The sequence below is a fragment of the Sutterella sp. genome (genome assembly GCF_030539355.1).
GTDB lineage: Bacteria > Pseudomonadota > Gammaproteobacteria > Burkholderiales > Burkholderiaceae_F > Sutterella.
This window is the reverse complement of the sequence record NZ_JAUNSF010000027.1, coordinates 1-19,372: the sequence shown is the minus strand read 5'-3', so window position 1 is coordinate 19,372 and position 19,372 is coordinate 1. Positions and strand designations below refer to the sequence as shown.

14 protein-coding genes are annotated in these 19,372 nt (G+C 64.9%); 7 read left to right on the top strand and 7 right to left on the bottom strand.

The features are described 5' to 3' along the window. Position 1 precedes the first annotated feature (1 nt). Together sbcD and Q4F91_RS06080 are read right to left on the bottom strand one after the other, a co-directional pair. Positions 2-1,285 carry an exonuclease subunit SbcD gene (gene sbcD, locus Q4F91_RS06085; RefSeq protein WP_303335742.1) on the bottom strand — a complete coding sequence of 428 codons (1,284 nt, stop codon included), beginning with the start codon at positions 1,283-1,285 and terminating at the stop codon, positions 2-4. A gap of 113 nt (positions 1,286-1,398) precedes the next feature. Continuing rightward, positions 1,399-2,871: an FAD-dependent oxidoreductase gene (locus Q4F91_RS06080; RefSeq protein ID WP_303335739.1), complete on the bottom strand. Its 1,473-nt coding sequence runs from the start codon at positions 2,869-2,871 to the stop codon at positions 1,399-1,401. Between the two features lie 695 nt (positions 2,872-3,566). Between Q4F91_RS06080 and Q4F91_RS06075 the strand changes: the two genes are divergently transcribed. The 5 genes from Q4F91_RS06075 to fdhD all read left to right on the top strand — a co-directional run bounded on the left by Q4F91_RS06075 (position 3,567) and on the right by fdhD (position 10,561). Further along, positions 3,567-6,680 (top strand): molybdopterin-dependent oxidoreductase, encoded by a 3,114-nt coding sequence (locus Q4F91_RS06075; RefSeq protein ID WP_303335736.1) that lies wholly within the window; start codon positions 3,567-3,569, stop codon positions 6,678-6,680. 36 nt (positions 6,681-6,716) lie between these two features. Beyond that, complete coding sequence (locus tag Q4F91_RS06070) at positions 6,717-7,625, top strand: 4Fe-4S dicluster domain-containing protein (RefSeq protein ID WP_303335733.1); 909 nt, start codon at positions 6,717-6,719, stop codon at positions 7,623-7,625. Positions 7,626-7,643: 18 nt separating this feature from the next. After that, entirely contained in the window at positions 7,644-8,363 is a 720-nt protein-coding gene (locus Q4F91_RS06065) for a cytochrome b/b6 domain-containing protein (RefSeq protein WP_303335730.1), read from the top strand. Positions 8,364-8,641: 278 nt separating this feature from the next. Next, the gene (locus Q4F91_RS06060) at positions 8,642-9,610 is read left to right on the top strand and encodes a formate dehydrogenase accessory protein FdhE (RefSeq protein WP_303335728.1); all 969 of its coding nucleotides are present in this window, start codon (positions 8,642-8,644) and stop codon (positions 9,608-9,610) included. Between the two features lie 51 nt (positions 9,611-9,661). Beyond that, on the top strand, positions 9,662-10,561 hold the full coding sequence (gene fdhD, locus Q4F91_RS06055; RefSeq protein ID WP_303335725.1) for a formate dehydrogenase accessory sulfurtransferase FdhD: 900 nt from the start codon (positions 9,662-9,664) through the stop codon (positions 10,559-10,561). Between the two features lie 164 nt (positions 10,562-10,725). On the opposite strand, the gene Q4F91_RS06050 is transcribed toward fdhD, so the two are convergent. Next, complete coding sequence (locus tag Q4F91_RS06050) at positions 10,726-11,571, bottom strand: Crp/Fnr family transcriptional regulator (protein WP_303335722.1); 846 nt, start codon at positions 11,569-11,571, stop codon at positions 10,726-10,728. Positions 11,572-11,814: 243 nt separating this feature from the next. On the opposite strand from Q4F91_RS06050, the gene Q4F91_RS06045 reads away from it, so the two are divergent. Together Q4F91_RS06045 and Q4F91_RS06040 are read left to right on the top strand one after the other, a co-directional pair. Beyond that, positions 11,815-13,314, top strand: coding sequence for an FAD-dependent oxidoreductase (locus tag Q4F91_RS06045; RefSeq protein WP_303335719.1), 1,500 nt, complete (start codon positions 11,815-11,817; stop codon positions 13,312-13,314). A gap of 329 nt (positions 13,315-13,643) precedes the next feature. Next, positions 13,644-15,143: an FAD-binding protein gene (locus Q4F91_RS06040; protein WP_303335717.1), complete on the top strand. Its 1,500-nt coding sequence runs from the start codon at positions 13,644-13,646 to the stop codon at positions 15,141-15,143. 308 nt (positions 15,144-15,451) lie between these two features. On the opposite strand, the gene Q4F91_RS06035 is transcribed toward Q4F91_RS06040, so the two are convergent. From Q4F91_RS06035 to Q4F91_RS06020, 4 genes are all read right to left on the bottom strand, one after another. Further along, a complete protein-coding gene (locus Q4F91_RS06035) occupies positions 15,452-15,682 on the bottom strand; it encodes a hypothetical protein (RefSeq protein WP_303335715.1) in 231 nt (76 codons plus the stop codon). Between the two features lie 151 nt (positions 15,683-15,833). Continuing rightward, the gene (locus tag Q4F91_RS06030; RefSeq protein WP_303335708.1) at positions 15,834-16,091 is read right to left on the bottom strand and encodes a hypothetical protein; all 258 of its coding nucleotides are present in this window, start codon (positions 16,089-16,091) and stop codon (positions 15,834-15,836) included. Between the two features lie 180 nt (positions 16,092-16,271). Then, complete coding sequence (locus Q4F91_RS06025) at positions 16,272-17,894, bottom strand: gamma-glutamyltransferase family protein (RefSeq protein ID WP_303335704.1); 1,623 nt, start codon at positions 17,892-17,894, stop codon at positions 16,272-16,274. Between the two features lie 193 nt (positions 17,895-18,087). Next, positions 18,088-19,248 carry a histidinol-phosphate transaminase gene (locus Q4F91_RS06020; protein ID WP_303335701.1) on the bottom strand — a complete coding sequence of 387 codons (1,161 nt, stop codon included), beginning with the start codon at positions 19,246-19,248 and terminating at the stop codon, positions 18,088-18,090. Between the last annotated feature and the right edge of the window lie 124 nt (positions 19,249-19,372).

Below are 19,372 nucleotides of genomic sequence, written 5' to 3'. Positions count from 1 at the left end.
TTTAGTCCTCCCCGTCCTTCACACGGTTTTCCTCTCCCGCTGCCGCCCTCTCGCGCTCCTGGGCGAGCGCTGTCTCGAGGATCTCGGCGAAGAGGGGCGCGAGGCGCGCCCTCTCCTCCTCCTCAACGTTCTCGCGGTCGAGCACCGACTTGAAGACCCCGTCGGGGGTGATCTCGTCCAAGCTCCTCACGGGCGGCTCGTCACCCTCTCTGCGGGAGCTCACGCGGGAGCGGACCGCGGCAAGATAGACGCCCGCATGGCCGCAGCACTGATTGAGCTCCTGCACGAGCGCCGAGGCGTCAACCGGCTCGCCCTCGTATACCGCCTCGACGATCGCGCCGGGGCTGCCCGAGGCGATCTCCTCGATTTTCATCTTCAGCGTGAGGATGTCTCCGCTCACACGCGCGAGCCTTCTCGGCTGCGGCACCTCGATCAATTCCTCGTCGACGGCGCCGTCGGTCCCGATCGTCACCATCACGACCTGGTGCGGATCCTCGGCGCCGCCGATGTCGAGCGCGAGAGGCGACCCCGAGTAGCGGACCGGGATCGCGGCCTTCACCTTCTGCGCGCGGTGGATGTGGCCGAGCGCGACGTAGTCCCAGGAGTCGCCGAAGACCGACGAGGCCACGTTGCGGATCGTGCCCACGTGCACGGAGCCGTCGGCGTTCCCCGGCGCGGCTCCCGTGGCGGACCCCGTCACGAAGAGGTGCCCAGTCGCGATAACCGGCACCTCGGCGTCGCCGAGCAGTTCGGCGAGCTTCGTGCGCGCGGCCCGGTAGTGCTCGGCCACGCCGCGGCCCCAGGCGGCGGCGCGCTCGCCGTCGCTCTCGCCCTCGCTCGCGATGCGCACGTCGCCCTCTCTCAGATACGGGACGGCGGCGATGCCGAGGAGCGGCGCGCCGGCCTCGTCCCTCAGCACGAAGGCCTCGTCCTCGGCGGAGCTCCCCGCGACGAAGGTGCGGATGGTGGCGAGCAGCTCGCGCGGCGCGCGCAGGAACCGCTGCGAGTCATGGTTGCCCGCGGTGACGACGACCCAGCCCACGGGAGCCGAGGCCGCCTTGGTGAGGAACTCGTAGTAAAGGCGCTGCGCCTCGGAGGCGGGCATCGTCGTGTCGAAGACGTCGCCCGCGATGACGAGCACGTCGGGCTTCCTTTCATGGATGAGCCCGAGGAGCCAGGCGAGGAAGCTGCGGAAATCCTCCTTCCGGTCGACGTCGGCGAGCGTCCGGCCGAGATGCCAGTCGGAGGTGTGAAGAACTTTGATGGGTCTGCTGTACTGCGGCATGTGTGCCCTCGGAAAAAAGTGTTTTTTCGTTGAGCACAAGTTTAGACCCAGGCGCGTCAGTTCCCGACGTAATGATTTTTTCCCTGAATTTCAGGGAGTTCAGAAGCGGCCGATCAGCCGGCCTCAGAGGTCCCGTCGCTCTCCGTGGAGTTCACGGCGGACATGCCGCCCGCGCCCTGAAGCGCGATCCGCGCGGCGTTCACGCCCGCGATGCGGCCGTAGATGATGGCGCCGGAGAGCCCGAGGTTGTCGTGCGCCCCCCGGCCCCAGACGCCGCCGGTGACCTCGCCCGCGGCAAAGAGCCCCGGGACGGGCTCGCCCGACTCGCGGAGCACCGCGGCGTCGGTCGACACGCGCACGCCGCCCGGCGTCGCATGGAACGCGGGCCGGACCTTCATGGCGTAGAAAGGCGCCTCGGTGAACTTCGCCGCTGGGAGCGGGCGCGCGAGTTCCCCGCTCTCCGCCTCGCCGCGGCGGCAGGCGTCGAGCGTCTCGGCGAGCGCTCCGAACCCCGCGCCGATGCTGTCGGCGACCGAGCGGATTCCGCCCATGGGGATGAAGCCCGCCGGCGTCTGGAGATCCCCCTCGGTGAGATGGCGCACCTCGGCGACGGAATGGTCGGCGACGAGCCACGCGCATTCACCCTTCTGCGCGAGGATGGCGCGCGAGACGACGTCGGGGAATTCAAGCTCGTTGACGAAGCGCCGCCCCTCGGCATTGACGAGCACCGCGCCCTGCATGCGGACCTCGGTCGGGACGATGGCGCCGGTGTAGGGCTCCGTGGTCGGCTGCATGCTGACGGCGTCGAGGTCGGCGAAGGCCGCGCCCGCGTCCTTTGCAAGAAGCAGACCGTCGCCGGTCGCGCTGATCGAATTCGTCGTGAGGAGCTGCGGCGCATCACTCCAGAGACTGCGGATGGTGTCGAGACTCCCGGCGTATCCGCCCGTGGCGAGAATCACCGTCTTCGCGCGACGGTCAGTCGTGCGGCCTTCCTCATCCATCACCGTGACGATCATCTCTCCGGCATCAGGCTGCGGCGTGAGCTTTGTCGCCCGGGTCCGGGTGAGGACGGGGATCCCGAGATCCTCGGTGCGGTGGAGAAGGTGCCGCATGATCTCGACGCCGATCGGCACGCCGCGCGCCGGGCGGTTCTCCCAGACATGCCGGAAGCCCCAGCGGAGCTCGCGCCGGGGGAATTCGCAGCCGAGGCTCTTGAGCCAGTCGAGCGTCTCCTGCGAGTGCACGACGAGCAGTTCGTCGAGCGCCCGCTCGCTCGTGCGGCAGTTCTCCACGATCTGATTGAGCATGGATTCGTGATCACGGAGAATTTCCTTTCTCTCCGCTTCCGACCGCGCGTTCGCGGGGGATTCCGCTGAGAGAATGGCCTCGCAGGCGAGCAGCGAATTGCCGCCCACCATGCGCATCTTCTCGAGCACGAGCACATTCGCGCCTGCGACCCGTGCCTCAATCGCGGCGGCGAGCCCCGCACAGCCCGCTCCGATCACAATGACATCGCTCACGGCGCCCGCGGCCGCACCAGCCGCGCGCACCGGGGGCATGAGAGCGGCGAGCCCTGCAAAACCCATTGTGCGAAGCACAGTTCGCCTGGAGCACTTGTCTGTCATTGGTCTGTCGTGGTCAGGGTCCGGAGCAGACCCCCTGAGGGAAACGATAACGGGGATTTTACCAAAGGGTAAACCCTAAGAGATCGTGACTTGCATACTTTTGGGATGCCTCTCCCCGGCTCGGCCGCAGCCGGACTTCCGACGCGTTCATCAGCAAAATCAAAAAAGTGAAAAACAGATCCGTTGATCTGTATCAAAAACGACATGTCTTTGTAAACCCTCGAAAAGGGCTTCGCTATTCATTTTAGGAATAGCGCCGAATTGAATGCGGTTCTGTAGCGCAATCATGACATTCCTCTGAATTACCTCTGAAGAGGTATTTCCAATAGGCCGCCGGTACGAATTAATTCAAATCATCCCATACCCACCCCGGGAGAGCCGGGTCTACGGACGGCTGATGCCGCGGAACGCGCACGCGCGGGAATATTCGCACCGTCGGAATGGATCAGCGCGCGCGCATGACTTTCAATCTCATTGCGAGAGTCATTCGCGCGCGACCTTCCCACTGATTCCTCCGATCAACGCAATGACCCTCCCGACGGACAAGCGCAGCGTTCGCTTCCGTTCCACAACCGCAAGCGAAGCGCCCTTTCTGTTCAAGCGCCTCTCCCGCCGGGACTTCTAAGCAATAACAAACTCCCCATCCAGGAGGACTCATGGAAGTTTCCCGCAGAAGTTTTCTGAAGCGCGGCCTCATGCTCGGCGCTTCCCCTGTTGCGGCCGGCCTCGCGAGCACCGCGGCGATGGCGACTCCGAGCGCGATGCGCAAGCCCTTCAAGCTTGCCAACGTGCAGGAAGCCTTCAACATCTGCTGCTACTGCTCCGGCGGCTGCGGCACGATCGTTTCGCAGCGCAACGGCGAACTGATCAACATCGAGGGCGATCCGGACCATCCGGTGAACCTCGGCGGCCTCTGCCCGAAGGGCATGGGTCTCTGGGGCCTTCGCAACGTGGTCACCGAGGACCGCGGCGTCAAGCTCAACCCCAACCGCGTGCTCTACCCGATGATCCGTCGTCCGGGCAGCAAGGACTGGGAGTGCATCTCCTGGGATGAGGCTATCGAGGGCATCGCCCGCCACGTCAAGAAGACCCGCGACGAGACCTTCAAGAAGGAAGAGGACGGCTTCCAGGTGAACCGCACCGAGGGCATCGCGTTCCTCGGCGGCTCGCAGATCAACAACGAGGAGTGCTGGCTGCTGCAGAAGTTCTGCCGCACCCTCGGCTCGATCGCCATCGACAACCAGACCCGCGTCTGCCACTCCTCCACGGTGGCCGGTCTCGCCCCGTCCTTCGGCCGCGGCTCGATGACCTCGCACTGGTGCGACTTCGCCAACGCCGACGTCATCATGTCGATCGGCTCGAACAACTCCGAGAACCACCCGCTCTCCTCGCGCTGGGTTCAGCGCGCGCAGGACAAGGGCGCGACCTGGATCGTGGTTGACCCGCGCTTCACGCGCTCCGCGAAGAACGCCGACCTCTACGCGCGTCTGCGTCCGGGCACGGACATCGCCTTCTACGGCGGCTTCATCAGCTACATCCTCGAGAACAAGCTCTATCAGGAAGAGTACGTCCTCAACTACACGAACGCCGCGTGCCTGCTGCGCTCCGACTACAGCTACGACCCGAACACCGGCCTCTTCTCGGGCTGGGATCCGGAGAAGAAGAAGTACTCGAACGAGACCTGGGGCTACGACGTCGACCACGACGAGGTCTGGGACACGTCCGAGAACGGCCCGTACGCCTGGGTGAACAAGCCCGGCACGCCGAAGTTCGAGACGCCGCACCTGCACATCCTCAAGCGCGACATGACGCTGCAGAATCCGCGCTGCGTCATCAACGTCATGAAGCGTCACTTCGCCCGCTACACGCCCGAGCTCGTGAGCCGCGTGACCGGCATGGACATCGAGGTGATGAAGAAGGTCTGGGACACCTACGCCTCGACCGGCAAGGCCGGCAAGGCCGGTGCCATCCTCTACGCCCTCGGCCAGACGCAGCACACCTACGGCTCGCAGAACTGCCGTTCGATGTGCATCATCCAGCTCCTTCTCGGCAACGTCGGCGTTCCGGGCGGCGGCATCAACGCGCTGCGCGGCGAGCCGAACGTCCAGGGCGCGACCGACCAGGCCTGCACGGTGCCCGATCTCCCGGGCTACCTCAAGTGGCCTGCTCTGCCGCAGCACAAGACCCTCGGCGACTATCTCCACACGGAGACCTACGCCGCGGGCTACTACTCGAACAAGCCGAAGTTCATGGTCTCGTTCCTGAAGGAATTCTTCGGTGAGAACGCCACGGCCGAGAACGACTACGGCTACGACATGCTCCCGAAGATCGGCCCGCGTCTCCCGGCCTCCGCCTGGACCACGATCGGCACCTTCCACATGATGCGCGACGGCACCATGAAGGGCTACTTCGCCTGGGGCATGAACCCCGCGCACTCGACGCCGAACGCCAAGTTCGCGCGCCACGCCATGGCGAACCTCGACTGGCTCGTCTGCGCCGACTGGTTCCCGACCGAGACCGCGACCTTCTGGAAGGCCCCGGACATGAAGCCCGAGGAAATCAAGACCGAGGTCTACTTCCTGCCGGCCGCCCTGATCTATGAAAAGATCGGCTCGATCTCGAACTCCGGCCGCTGGATCCAGTGGCGTCAGCAGGGCATCCTCCCGCCGGGCGAGTGCAAGCCTGACTTTGAGATCATCGAGCTCCTCTTCGCGAAGATCCGCGAGCTCTACCAGAAGGAAGGCGGTGCCTACCCCGACCCGATCCTCAAGGCCCACATGGACTACAAGATCGACGGCAAGTACGACCTGCGCGCCGCCTGCTGGGCCATGAACGGCTACCGCGTCAAGGACGGCAAGCTCCTCCAGGGCTACTCCGAGCTTCAGGCCGACGGCTCCACCGCCTGCGGCATCTGGATCTACTCGGGCTACTGGAACAACAACAACGCGCCGCTCGACGCCACGCAGCAGCCGACGATGCGCCGCTCGAAGGAAGACCCCTCCGGTCTCGGCCTCTTCCCGGGCTGGTCCTTCGCGTGGCCTGCCAACCGCCGCGTGCTCTACAACCGCGCCTCCGCCGACCCGAAGGGCCGTCCGTGGAATCCGGAGAAGACCTTCGTCGAGTGGAAGGACGGCAAGTGGATCCAGCATGACGTGGGCGACTTCGTCACGGCGAATCCCCCTGACAACAACGCCTTCTTCATGACCTGGGAGCAGAACGCCCGTCTCTTCGCCTACACGATGGGCGACGGTCCTCTGCCCGAGCACTTCGAGCCGTTCGAGGCGCCGACGAAGAACCTCTTCAACAATGCCGAGCAGAACCCCTGCGCGCTCTTCATGCAGGACAAGTCCGCCAAGCACGGCACGACGAAGGACTACCCGTACGTCGCCACGACCTACTCGCTCACCGAGCACTGGCAGACCGGCGCCCAGTCGCGCTCCGTGCCCTGGCTCGACGAGCTCATCTCGTGCAACTTCATCGAGATCTCGCCCGAGCTTGCCGAAGAAAAGGGCATCAAGAAGGGTGACAAGGTCCGCGTGTGGAACAACCGCGGCGACGTCACGGTCGAGGTTCTGATCACCCGCCGCATCGAGCCCCTGATGATCGACGGCAAGAAGACGCACGTCGTGGGGCTGCCGCACCACTTCTCGTGGGCCGGCTGCTTCGCCACGGGCGACAACATCAACGACCTCACCCCGAACGTGGCTGATCCGAACAGCTTCATTCCGGAATACAAGGCCTTCCTCGTCAACATCGAGAAGGCGGCCTAAAGCCCCGGCGGATCCACTTTCAGGAGACTAATTCAAATGGCAAATACCAAAGAAGTCGCGATGCTCTTCGACGCTTCGCACTGCACCGGCTGCCGCGGCTGCCAGGTTGCTTGCAAGCAGTGGAACGTGCTCCCATCCCCGCTCGGACTGAACGCGAACAAGTTCACCGGGTCGCTCCAGGCCCCGCTCGATCTGAACGGCGACACCCGCCTCATCATGACCTTTGATGAGCAGCCGTCGGGCAACAAGTTCCACCCGATCAACTGGGCCATCGGCCGCCGCTCGTGCTTCCACTGCACGGACGCGGGCTGCGTCCAGGCCTGCTCGTCGGGCGCTCTCCAGAAGGACGAGCGCGGCATCGTCACGTACGACACCGAGAAGTGCAACGGCTGCACCTTCTGCCAGGCGGCGTGCCCGTTCGACGTGCCCCGCTTCCGTCCGACGGACGGCCGCATCGACAAGTGCACGCTCTGCATCGACCGCGTCGAGGAGGGCCGCAAGCCCGCCTGCGTGCACACCTGCCAGCCCGAGGCGCTTCACTTCGGTCCGCGCGACGAGATGCTCAAGAAGGCTCACGAGCGCGTCGAGTTCCTCAAGAAGAAGGGCTTCGACAAGGCCGAGGTCTACGGCGAAAATGAGTGCGGCGGTCTGCACATCATCCAGGTCTGTGTCTACGGTCACGAGGCCTACGGACTGCCGACCAACCCCGAGCCCAAGAAGGTTCTCAACACGATCGAGCTGATGAAGCCCGTCACCGCCGTCGGCGCCGCCGCCGTCGTGGGCGCGCTCGCCGTCTCGTTCCTCGCGAACCTCGGCTACCGCCGCGAGAAGGTCACCCTCGAGGAGGCCAAGGCTTCGTGGACGCCCGAGCAGCGCGCGAAGGCCGAGGCCGAGTCGAAGGCCGTTCTCGAGGCCCAGAAGTCCGGCAAGGCCGCCAAGCACTAAAAAGGAAGGAGACCACAGATGACCCGTTATATCCAGCGTCACTCCCTGCTGACGCGCGTCACCCACGGCGTTGTCGCCATCACCTGCATCCTGCTTGCGGTGACCGGCCTCTTCGTCTTCTGGCCCGAACTCGGCGGCTCGATCATGGGCGGCGAGTTCACGAACCTGATGCGCATGCTGCACCGCATCATCGCCATCCCGTTCATGATCGTTCCGATCATCGCCATGTTCATCTCGCCCTCTGGCTGCAAGCACATGTTCTGCGAGGACATCTTCGGCAAGTGGGACAAGGATGACTACACGTGGGCCATGCGCTTCCCGTTCTATCTCTTCATGCCGAGCCGCTTCCATATGCCCCCGCAGCATCATGTGAAGTCCGCCCAGCGACTCGCCGACGGCGCGCTCGTGTTCTTCTGCATCATCATGGCCGTCACCGGCATGATCCTGTGGCTCAACACGGGGCTCCTGCCGAACGGCGGCATGAAGGTTGAGTTCAGCGCCGACGTCCTCCTCTGGAGCCGTCTGCTGCACGACATCTTCTTCGCTCTCACCTCGATCGTCGGCATCGCGCACATCTACCTCGGCGCCGGCATCTTCGAGCCGTACAAGGGCACCGCCCGCATCATGTTCGGCGACGGCAAGGTGAGCGAGTCCGACGCCCTCTACCACTGGGGCTACTGGGCCAACGAGGAACTGACCTCGGGCAAGAACGTCACCGTGGAAAAGGACAAGGCCTGATCACTCTCTGATTGAGAGGGGGGCCTCCCTCCGGGGAGGCCTCTTTCAGAGCCCTTCGAAAAAGTTCTTCCGCCGCGCCGGCATGCCCTAGACTCATCGGTGCGGCAGGAGAGCGATGACAATTCCTCTTCTCCCGAGTTCTCATCGCTCTCCTCCCCCAGGGAACAAGGAGACGGCACTGAAACCGGCCGGATGCAGAAAAAGGACGTGAGGAAGCGTCCGCGTCCGGGCTGCTCAATGCCTTTCCCGACAAAAGAAAGAAACATCCAAGGAAAAACATGACCCCGAAGTCGATTGAACGCGCCCTTGCGCGCTACCGCGCCTACAAGGACGAGGACGTCCGCAGCCGCCTGGCCATCTACGGGCCGCTTCTTCTCGAGACGGCCACGCTCGCCAACTCGCTCACCGACCAAGACGTGACGGTCGTGCGCGAGCCCACCGAGGACGAGCTCCTCGCCGCCGCCAAGGGCGGTCCGGCCATTCTCGCCTTCGGCATGATCAAGATCACGCCGGCCTCGTTCGCCCGCGATCTGAAGCGCCTCGGCGCCGTGCTCCTCGACTCGATGAAGGCCGACGACGCCTTCCGCGCGAAGGCCGCGGCCTTCGACTGGGCCCCGCTCTCCGACGACGACTTCCTCTTCGGCGCCGAGGCCGATCCGGTCAGCGCCTACGACGAGGTGATCGCCCTCACGGAGTCGACCGACGAGGTGCTCCGCGACGCCTGGGTCCTGCCCGTCATCAGCATGACGCTGCGCGCCTACTTCGACCGCTTCGCCCGCGAGGCCTCCGCGCGCCTCGAGACGAAGGAGGAGAAGTCTCCCTCCTTCACCCGCCGCACGACCTGCTTCTGCTGCGGCTCCGAGCCCGACGTCGCGGCGGTCGCGTCCACGACGAACCGCGGCAACGTGAAGAAGCTCTACTGCGGCGTCTGCGGCGCCTCCTGGTCCTTCGAGCGCATCCGCTGCGCTCGCTGCGGCGACGACATCGTCTCGAACCTCTCCTACATCTCCGACGAGTCGGACGACAACCACCGTCTGCACATCTGCGCGGCGTGCCACGCCGCGATGCCCACCCTCTTCGCCCCGGGCGACGAGCTCACCTTCAACCCCGACGTTGAGGGCATAGTTCTCACGGGCCTCGAGGAGGCTTATGATGAGGCGGTCACCGCAGGCACCGTGCCCCAGAAGGTCCTGAAGCAGGGCGACGCCACGATGGGCGGCGCCGCTCCGGGCAAGGGCAACTACTGACGGGACGCATAAGAACAAAAAACCGTCTCAAGCTGACTGGAGATCCCTCCCATGAACGCGCATATCCCCGGAGATGACATGCCGGCGTTCCTCCCCGGCACCTTCGCCGACCTCACGGCCGGCGAGGACTCGTCCTCCTTCCCCGCCCTCGGTGCGAAGGAGGTCGAGATCGTCCGCATCGCCGAGAGCACCTCGGGTCCCGACAAGGACTGGGTGGCCGAGGAGATCCCGGTCGCGATCGCCTACAACGGCATCTCGCACACCGTGATGATGACCACGCCGACGATGCTCGAGGACTTCGCGGTGGGCTTCACCCTCGCCGAGGGCATCGTGTCGTCCCTCTCCGAGATCCATGACATCACGGTGATGGACGGCTGCCGCGGAGGCAAGACCGTCGAGCTCACGATCTCGTCCGAGGCCTTCTGGAAGCTCAAGGATCACCGCCGCTCGATCGCCGGCCGCACGGGCTGCGGCATCTGCGGCGTGGAGTCCCTCACCGACGCCGTGCGCCCGACGCCTCAGGTTCCCTTCACGCAGACCTTCGACCTCGCGCACTACCGCGGCGCGCTCGACTACCTGCAGCACATCGAGAAACTCGGCAGCCTCACGGGCTGCACGCACGCGGCCGCCTGGGTGCATCCGGACGGCTCGCTCGCGGGCGGCGCCGAGGACGTGGGCCGTCACGTCGCGCTCGACAAGCTCCTGGGGCTGCGCGCCCGCTCGGGCTGGAAGGACGGCGCGCTCGTCATCAGCTCGCGCGCGTCCTACGAAATGATTCAGAAGGCGGCGATGTGCGGCGTCGAGATCGTCCTTGCCGTCTCCGCCCCGACTGCGCTTGCGATCGAGGTTGCCAGGAAAGCGGGCGTCACGCTCGTCGCCTTCTGCCGCCGCAGCAAAGCGAACGTCTACACGCATCCCGAGCGCCTCATAGGCCTCGGCTCCCGCGCCTGACTCCGAAAGAAATCCGTAACGACTTCCTCCTCGTTGAATCCTGCAGTGTGGGTCTTCCCCGGTGCAGACGTCCCCTCGGGACATCTGCACTGAATCCGGAAGCGCAGGATATGTAACGCCGGACGCTCCGCCCCTCAACCGGGCGGGCGTCCGTTTTTTTTCGTTCAGTCGCCGAAGGGACCGACGAGGAAACCGCGCCAGTCCCTCGGTCGCGGGCAGGCGCTCGAGGGCTCCTCGCTTGAGCGCAGCCACGACCAGACGCCGTCGAGCGCCGTCGCGCGCAGCAGATGCTGATCGCCGTCGGCGACCACGTCGCCCGAGGCGCGCAGATCCGAGAAGCAGCGCTTCACGTGAATGAGGCTCGCGCTCGTGACGCGCGCGATCTGCGTCTGCGGCAGGATCAGGGGATAGCGCACCCACTCCTCACCGTCCCTCTTCTCGAGGGTGCAGTAGCAGAAAGCCCAGGTGAGAAGGTAGAGCTTCACGCGGTCCTGAACGGGAAGAACGGCGTTCGCGGCGAGTCCGATGCGGTCCGACTGGATGCAGCACTCAAGCTGCACCTCGACCTCGTGGCGGAAGTCCGCGTCCTCCTCCATGCGCTCGCGGATGCGGGCGTTGGGAAGCGTGATCACCTCGCAGTCGGTCACTGCAAAGTAGCGCCCGTTGCCGGGGCGGCCCGAGTAGAAAGTGTGGTTGCCGCCGCAGATGCGGTGGGCGACGGCGAGCGCCATGCCCTGCTTCGACTGGTTGTACATGCTGCCGAAGGCGCGCCCGGCGACGCCGCTCGTGACGACCGTCATCAGGTTGAGCGACATCCGGGGCGTGTACACGTACTCGCCCGCCTCAAGCTTCCTCCGCTGGCCTTCCTCGAGAAGCAGCTTCTCAAGCGCCGCGGGAACCGCGGGGGTGATCCAGGGCATGAGCGGCGCGTGGCCTCCGAAGGGAAGGCGCCACTCGCGGATCCGGGGGCGGTCGGCGAGCCTGAGCCAGTGGGGTGAACCGAAAATCATGGCAGCGGGAGGGTCGGGGGAGGATCGGGGAAATTTAAGGCAATCTTTAGATTGTATGTCCCGATAGGGCAAGCGGACTAGTCCGTCCGGGTTATTCGTAAGACGAAAATCCTAGGCAGAAAGTATCAAATGAAACTGACGGGGGTCATGCTCCTCAGGCAGAGTTAGTGACAGGACGCGCTGATAAGCCTTCAGCGCAACATCCACCACTAAAAGCAATCTCGAATTGCAGGAGAGAGACACATGGCCAAGATCAAGATGCTCGCCGTTGCCGTCGCCGCGACGATGGCCCTGCCCGCCTGGGCTGACCGCAACCTCACCGCTGACCTCGTCATCGTCGGCGCCGGCGCGGGCGGCACGACCGCCGCTGCGAGAGCCGTCGAGGGCGGCCTCAAGACGATCATGCTTGAGAAGAATGCCTTCGCCGGCGGCGCGGGCAACTTCATGGAAGGCTCGTTCGCCGCTGAGTCCTTCCTCCAGAAGGAAAAGGGCATCAATCTCACGAAGACCGAGGCCTTCAACCGCATGGCCGCCTACCATCACTGGCGTGTCAATGCGCCGCTCATGAAGGCGTTCGTTGACAAAACCGCCTACATGGTCAAGTGGGTCAACGACCACGGCGTGCACTGGAAGGAAGTGAAGACCGCCTGGCGCGACAACGACATCCTCACGTGGCACATCTATCCGGGCGCCGGCTCGCTCCCGAAGCGCATGGTTGAGATCTTCAAGTCGAAGGGCGGCGAACTGCTCCTCTCGACTCCCGCGGAGAAGCTCATCGTCGAGCAGGGCCGCGTCGTGGGCGTTGAGGCCCGCGACAAGGCCGGCGAGAAAGTCACCGTCCGCGCGAAGAACGTCATCCTCGCCACCGGCGGCTACAACTTCAACGTTGACATGGTCAAGGAAATGACCGGCATCGACATGATTCCGGTCGGCGCCCCGGGGCGTACCGGTGACGGCATCAACATGGCGCTCGCCGTGGGCGCCGTCGGCGACAACATGGGCCCGATGATGATCAACGGCGCCTTCATGCCTGCCGAAGGCGAGGCGATCTGCAACGGTGCCAACAAGGAGCTCCGCGCCATGTTCCGCATGGGCCTGCTCTATGTTGACTCGACCGGCAACCGCTTCTTCAACGAAGAGCTGACGATCGACTGGCCGACCGCCTCGAACGCCATCGCCCGCACCGGCGAGTGGACCTACATCGTCTTCGACCAGGCCACGATCGACGAGTTCTCGACCAAGGGCAAGGGCTACCCGAACCCGTGCGGCAACTTCATCCAGCGCCATCAGGCCGCCACGATGCTGCCGCAGCTTCTCGCCGAGAACGAGAAGAAGGGCAACGTCTTCGTCGGCAACACGATCGAGGAAGTCGCCAAGAAGGCCGGCATGGATCCCGCGATCCTGCGCGCCTCGTGCGACGCGATGACGAAGTACGCCAAGCAAGGCAAGGACGAGCAGTTCGGCAAGGATCCGTACTACCTCCGCGCCATCGACAAGGGCCCGTTCTACGTCGTCCGCGGCAAGCTGAACACCCTCACGTCGCTTAACGGCGTCAAGGTCAACGCGAACCTCCAGGTTCTCGACAAGAACGAGCATGTCATCCCGGGTCTCTACGCCCTCGGTCATGACGCCGGCGGCATGTACGGCGACTCGTACGACCTGAAGGTTGGTGAAGGCACGGCTTCGTCCTTCGCGGTCACCGGCGGTCTCATGGCTGTCGAGCACATCCTCTCGGCGAAGTAATCCGCTTCTCTCCTTCCGCTCGCCCCGGTTCCGGACCGGGGTGAGACGGTAAACCTCACGGACGGTGTGAATGTCTCCTCACACCGTCCGTTTTTTGTCGTCCGTGCCCGTGGAACTCCGTCTCTCCCCGCAGCACCCGGACGACTTTGTTTCTCCAGTTTCCGTCCGAGCTCATCCGGACGGAGCGGCCGATTTTTCGTTAGGCCTTTGTCGGTATCAATTCATACTGACCGACCTAGTCCCGCGGTCGTACCTTGACGGTAACGGTTGTCCGGAATGATTACCCGGGCTTCATTCTGACTGTTTAAACCCTTCGGAGAAACAAAGAAATGGCCAAGATCAAGATGCTTGCCGTCGCGGTCGCCGCGACCATGGCCCTGCCCGCCTGGGCGGACCGCAACCTCACCGCCGATCTCGTCGTGGTCGGCGCCGGCACGGGCGGCACGGTCGCCGCCGTGAGCGGCGTCGAGGGCGGCCTCAAGACGGTTCTTCTCGAGAAGAATGCCTTCGCCGGCGGCGCGGGCAACTTCATGGAAGGCTCGTTCGCGGCCGAGTCCTTTATGCAGAAGGAAAAGGGCATCACCCTCACCAAGACCGAGGCCTTCAACCGCATGGCCGCCTACCATCACTGGCGTGTCAACGCCCCGCTCATGAAGGCGTTCGTCGATAACACCGCTGACATGATCCAGTGGGTATGGGACCATGGCGTGCACTGGAAAGAAGTGAAGACCGCCTGGCGTGACAACCAGATCCTCACGTGGCATCTCTATCCGAGCGCCGGGTCGCTGCCGAAGCGCATGATCGAGATCTTCAAGGAGAAGGGCGGCGAGCTGCTGCTCTCGACCCCGGCCGAGAAGCTCATCGTCGAGCAGGGCCGCGTCGTGGGCGTTGAGGCCCGCGACAAGGCCGGCGAGAAAGTCACCGTCCGCGCGAAGAACGTCATCCTCGCCACCGGCGGCTACAACTTCAACGTTGACATGGTCAAGGAAATGACCGGCATCGACATGATTCCGGTCGGCGCCCCGGGGCGTACCGGTGACGGCATCAACATGGCGCTCGCCGTGGGCGCCGTCGGCGACAACATGGGCCCGATGATGATCAACGGCGCCTTCATGCCTGCCGAGGGCGAGGCGATCTGCAACGGCGCCAACAAGGAACTGCGCGCCATGTTCCGCCAGGGCCTCCTCTATGTGGACGGCACCGGCAACCGCTTCTTCAACGAGGAACTCACGATCGACTGGCCGACCGCCTCCAACGCCATCGCCCGCACGGGTGAGTGGACCTACATCGTGTTCGATCAGGCCACGGTGGACGAGTTCTCCACGAAGGGCAAGGGCTATCCCAACCCGTGCGGCAACTTCATCCAGCGCCATCAGGCCGCGACGCAGCTCCCGCAGCTTCTCGCTGACAACGAGAAGAAGGGCAACGTCTTCGTGGGCAACACCATCGAGGAAGTCGCCAAGAAGGCCGGCATGGATCCCGCGATCCTGCGCGCCTCGTGCGATGCGATGACGAAGTTCGCCAAGCAAGGCAAGGACGACCAGTTCGGCAAGGACTCGTACTACCTCCGCGCCATCGACAAGGGGCCCTTCTACGTCGTCCGCGGCAAGCTCAACACACTCACGTCCCTGAACGGCGTCAAGGTCACGGCGAATCTGCAGGTGGTCGACAAGGACAGCCACGTGATCCCGGGCCTCTACGCCATCGGTCATGACGCCGGCGGCATGTACGGCGACTCCTACGACCTGAAGGTCGGCGAAGGCACGGCCTCGTCCTTCGCGGTCACCTCGGGCCGCATGGCGGTGAACCACATCCTCTCGACGAAGTAAGAGAACCGGCTCTCCTGCACGCGGCGTCTCCTCCCGTTCTCCCCGGGAGAGGCGCCCCGGGCATTGCCCAACGGACGGTCCCCGAGGATCATTTCAGGGCCGTCCGTTCTTTTTCCTTTTTTTCCTCGGCTCCGCCGGCACGGATCCAGAGACTGCAAAAGGCGGCAGGTTGCATTTCCTGTCGCCTTTCGTCTGTGCGCCTTCACCGATCAGCGGCGTGGGACGCGTTCAAATTTCGTGCACAGAAAGCGTGCGCGCACCAAAGCCGTGCACACGCGCAGGATTCTGTCTAGTTGGTTCTGCTTAAATCAGCGGACCGGAGCCGTCACCGCCGGAGCCTGAGGGGCGTCCACGGTCTGGGCCTTGAGGGGAAGCGCAACGGCGAGCGTGCCGATCGCGAAGGCGGCCGCCGCGGCCACGATTCCCGCGGCAGTGCGGCGCACGGCGGGCTTCGAGCCGATCGTGTCCATCCTCATCGCCCGGGATGCGACATCGGGCGAGGTGGGGACGTCATTGAAAATCTGGCTTGCGACGGTCATGACGGCTTCTCCGAAAAAGTTGATGGGAACCTTTGGTTAAAAGCAATTCCCGTGCCAAACCTTGAAGAAAAATTCACCCGTGCCGCCCGCTCGGATTTTTGGGCGGCACGGGTCTTTCAAGGAGAGAAACTTTTTTCGGCAGCGCGGTCGGTCAGTTGACCTCGGGCCAGGATCCGGTCGTCGCGGTCGTGTCGGCCGCGGGAGCCTCGTCAGCGAGGCTGTATGCGTAGACCTTCCCCGGAATCGTCATCACCAGCGTCACGATGGAGAGCACCGCCGCGGCGGCGACGATCAGGCCGGCCGTGCGGCGGAAGGCGGGCTTCGCGCCGATGCAATCGTCACGGAGGGCGGCCTGGGCCACGCAGGGCGCCGAGGGGATCTCGTTGAGGATCTGGGTCGCGATGGTCATGGTGCACCTCCGGTGAGAGTGGAATGCCTGAGGGAGTTACCTTCTCTAAAGCACCTCGCGTGCCAACCGCCGAATAACGAAAATTTCCGAGAAAAAACGGGACCCTTCCGAAGAAGAATCCCGTCTTTGCAAGGATTGTGTCCGCGGCCGGAAGTCCCGGCCGCGCAACACCGCAGTGCATCAGTAGCACATGATCTGGCCGTCCGTGCGCTTTTCGGTGGCGCCCACGAGCGTGCCGTCGGCGCTCCTCAGGATCATCTGGCCGCGGCCCATGGCGGTGAGATCCGTCTTCACGGTGATCTCGTGCCCGCGGCGCTGCAGCTTGAGGATCTCAGAAGCCGGCACATCGGACTCGATGTCGACCTTGCGGCCGCCCGTCCACTGCCAGCGCGGCGCGTCGAGCGCCTGCTGCGGGTTCAGGTGCCAGTCGATCAGGTTCTCGACCACCTGCACATGGGCCTGCGGCTGCATGAAGCCGCCCATGATGCCGAAGGGGCCGACCGCCTCGCCGTCCTTCGTGAGGAACCCCGGGATGATCGTGTGGTAGGGGCGCTTCCCGCCCTCGAGGCAGTTGGCGTGCTTCGGATCCATGCGGAAATTGGCGACGCGGTTGTTCATTGAGACGCCCGTGCCGGGAACGACGATGCCCGAGCCGAAGCCCATGTAGTTGCTCTGGATGAAGGAGACCATCATGCCGTCGCGGTCGGCGGCGCAGAAGTAGACCGTGTTGCTGCCGCGCGGATCGCCCGCCTCGGGGAGGATCGCCGTCTCGCCGATGAGCGCGCGGCGGCGGGCCGTGTACTCGTCGGAGAGGAGCTCGTCGACGGTGACGCGCATCGAGCTCGGCTCCGTCACGTGCTCGGCGGTGTCCGACATGGCGAGCTTCATCGCCTCGATCTGGCGGTGCATCGTCTCGGCGGTGAGGCGCCCCGGGAGCTCGAGACCGGCGAGGATCTTGAGCGCCATGAGGACCGTGATGCCGTGGCCGTTCGGCGGCATCTCCCAGACGTCGTAGCCGCGGTAGTTGATGCTGATCGGATCGACCCACTCGGGGTGATAGCGGGCGAGGTCGTCCGCGGTCATGAAGCCGCCGTGCTTCTGGTAGAAGGCGCCGATTTTCTCGGCGATCTCGCCGCGGTAGAAGGCCTCGCCATGGGTCTCGGCGATGGCGCGCAGGGTCGCGCCCATCTCGGGCGAGCGGAAGATCTCGCCCGCGCGCGGCGCACGGCCCTCGGGCGCGAAGTGCTCGAACCAGGGCTCGAACTGGGGATCGTCGCGCATGCCCGAGTAGAGGCGGAAGGCGCGCGCCCAGAGGTCGGCGATCGTGGGCGAGACGGGGTAGCCGTCCTCGGCGTAGCAAATCGCCGGCGCCATCACATCGGCAAACGAAAGACGGCCGAAGCGCTCGTGCACGGCGCTCCAGGCGCTCACCGCGCCCGGCACGTCGCTCGCGCAGACGCCGTATTTCGGAATTGCTTCGAACCCCTTCGCGCGGCAGGCCTCGATCGAGGCGGCCGCCGGAGCGGGACCCGAGGCGTTGAGGCCGTGGAGCTTCCCGTCCTTCCAGACCATCACGAAGGCGTCGGAGCCGAGACCGTTGCAGGCCGGTTCCACAAGGGGCTGGGTCGCGGCCATGGCCACGGCCGCGTCCACGGCGTTGCCGCCCATCAGAAGCGTCTGCAGACCCACGGAGGCCGCCGTCGGGTTGCCCGCGCAGGTCATGCCGTTCTTTGCGTAGACCACGGTCCGGCGGGAGGCGTGGGGGTAATCAAGGGGATCGAACGAAACCGGAAAGTCAGTCATGTGATGTCCTTTCTTGGGGGATGAGCCTCGGGCCGGGATGCATGGCGCGGCGTGAGGCCCCCGGGGAGACGGCGAACTCGAAAAAGAAGAGGCGGCGCAGGAAGCACCGCCCCGGGTCCTTCAGGAAAGAAGCATAACGCGCGCCGACGCGCCGCCTCCCTCCTTCAGGCTGTCAGTTGACGACAGTGACAGATCAGAGCTGCCCCTTCGCACGGAGGCCGCGCATCACGTCGGCGACGTAGCGCATCGCGTCAGGGCGGACGAAGGAGATGCGGCACCACTCGTCGGCCGGCGGGAACGGACGGCCGACGAGGATGTTCTCGGCCTTCATCGCGTCGGCGAAGGGCTTGAGCGGGGCCTTGAGGTTGAAGAAGCAGAAGTTCGTCTGGCTCGGAAGGTACTCGAGCTTGAGTTCCTCAAAGAGCTCCGCCATGATCCTGCGGCTCTCGGCGTTCTCCTCGCGGGACTGCTTGAGGTACGCGGGATCATTCATCTCGAAGAGCGCGGCGCGAACGGCGGCGATGTTCTGCAGCGAATCGTAGGCGATGCGGACGTAGACGCGCTTGGCGGTCTCGGGCGCGGCGTAGGCGAAGCCGAGGCGCAGGCCCGCCATGCCGAAGATCTTCGAGAAGGTCTTCAGCACGATGATGTTCTTCTGGCCGGCGGCGACGAACTCGGTCGTGGAGCGGTAGCTCTTGTCCGCGACGTACTCGGCATAGGCCTCGTCCACGAGGAAGACCGTGTTCTTCGGATTCGAACGGATCCAGTCGAAGAGCGCCTCAGTGTCGGCGATGGTCGAGGTGGGATTGTTCGGGTTCACGAAGTAGACGATCGCGAAGCCCTTCTTCGCGACCTTGGCCGCGGCCTCGCGCATCGCGGGAACGTTGATCGACCAGTTGGGGCCCATCTTCACCTTCAGGATCGGAAGGCCGTTGCGCTCGGCGGCCATCTCGCCATCGGAGTACGTGAGCTCGGGGATGATGAGCGCGGCGCCGGGCTCCCTGGCGAAGGCCTCGACCGAGGCGCGGATCGCCTCCGCGGAGCCCTGCGAGAGAACGATCTCCTCGGGCTTGCCGCCGATCATCTTCGCGCAGGCGAGACGGCACTCCTCGCAGGCGTCGTCGGTGTAGAGATTCGCCTCATCGATGGACTTCTTCACCGCTTCGCGCGCGCCGGCGGAAAGGCCGAGCGGATTCTCGTTGAAGCAGGCGCGAAGGGGACGCTCGGCGGTGGGCTTCTCGAAGGCCGGGGCCGCGGCGGTGGCCTCGGCCTTGGTGGCGCAGCCCGAGATCATGGAAGCGGACACCGCGCCCGTGACGGCGGCGCCGAGGAAATGACGTCTTTGCATGGACATGATTGAATTTCTCCGAATGCTTCGGTTGAGGGAGTTACAGAGTCGCGGCAGTTCGATCCGGGTCTCGATGCCTGGGGCAGCCGAACCTGAGGGATCTGCACGACCCGTGCGCCGGATCTCCCGG

Bases quoted from the DNA above. Each gene is read 5' to 3' on its own strand.
- Q4F91_RS06035 (WP_303335715.1), bottom strand. From the start codon at position 15,682: ATGACCGTCGCAAGCCAGATTTTCAATGACGTCCCCACCTCGCCCGAT.
- Q4F91_RS06075 (WP_303335736.1), top strand. From the start codon at position 3,567: ATGGAAGTTTCCCGCAGAAGTTTTCTGAAGCGCGGCCTCATGCTCGGC.
- Q4F91_RS06025 (WP_303335704.1), bottom strand. From the start codon at position 17,894: ATGACTGACTTTCCGGTTTCGTTCGATCCCCTTGATTACCCCCACGCC.
- Q4F91_RS06080 (WP_303335739.1), bottom strand. From the start codon at position 2,871: ATGGGTTTTGCAGGGCTCGCCGCTCTCATGCCCCCGGTGCGCGCGGCT.
- Q4F91_RS06060 (WP_303335728.1), top strand. From the start codon at position 8,642: ATGACCCCGAAGTCGATTGAACGCGCCCTTGCGCGCTACCGCGCCTAC.
- Q4F91_RS06030 (WP_303335708.1), bottom strand. From the start codon at position 16,091: ATGACCATCGCGACCCAGATCCTCAACGAGATCCCCTCGGCGCCCTGC.
- Q4F91_RS06020 (WP_303335701.1), bottom strand. From the start codon at position 19,248: ATGTCCATGCAAAGACGTCATTTCCTCGGCGCCGCCGTCACGGGCGCG.
- Q4F91_RS06050 (WP_303335722.1), bottom strand. From the start codon at position 11,571: ATGATTTTCGGTTCACCCCACTGGCTCAGGCTCGCCGACCGCCCCCGG.
- Q4F91_RS06070 (WP_303335733.1), top strand. From the start codon at position 6,717: ATGGCAAATACCAAAGAAGTCGCGATGCTCTTCGACGCTTCGCACTGC.
- sbcD (WP_303335742.1), bottom strand. From the start codon at position 1,285: ATGCCGCAGTACAGCAGACCCATCAAAGTTCTTCACACCTCCGACTGG.
- Q4F91_RS06065 (WP_303335730.1), top strand. From the start codon at position 7,644: ATGACCCGTTATATCCAGCGTCACTCCCTGCTGACGCGCGTCACCCAC.
- Q4F91_RS06045 (WP_303335719.1), top strand. From the start codon at position 11,815: ATGGCCAAGATCAAGATGCTCGCCGTTGCCGTCGCCGCGACGATGGCC.
- Q4F91_RS06040 (WP_303335717.1), top strand. From the start codon at position 13,644: ATGGCCAAGATCAAGATGCTTGCCGTCGCGGTCGCCGCGACCATGGCC.
- fdhD (WP_303335725.1), top strand. From the start codon at position 9,662: ATGAACGCGCATATCCCCGGAGATGACATGCCGGCGTTCCTCCCCGGC.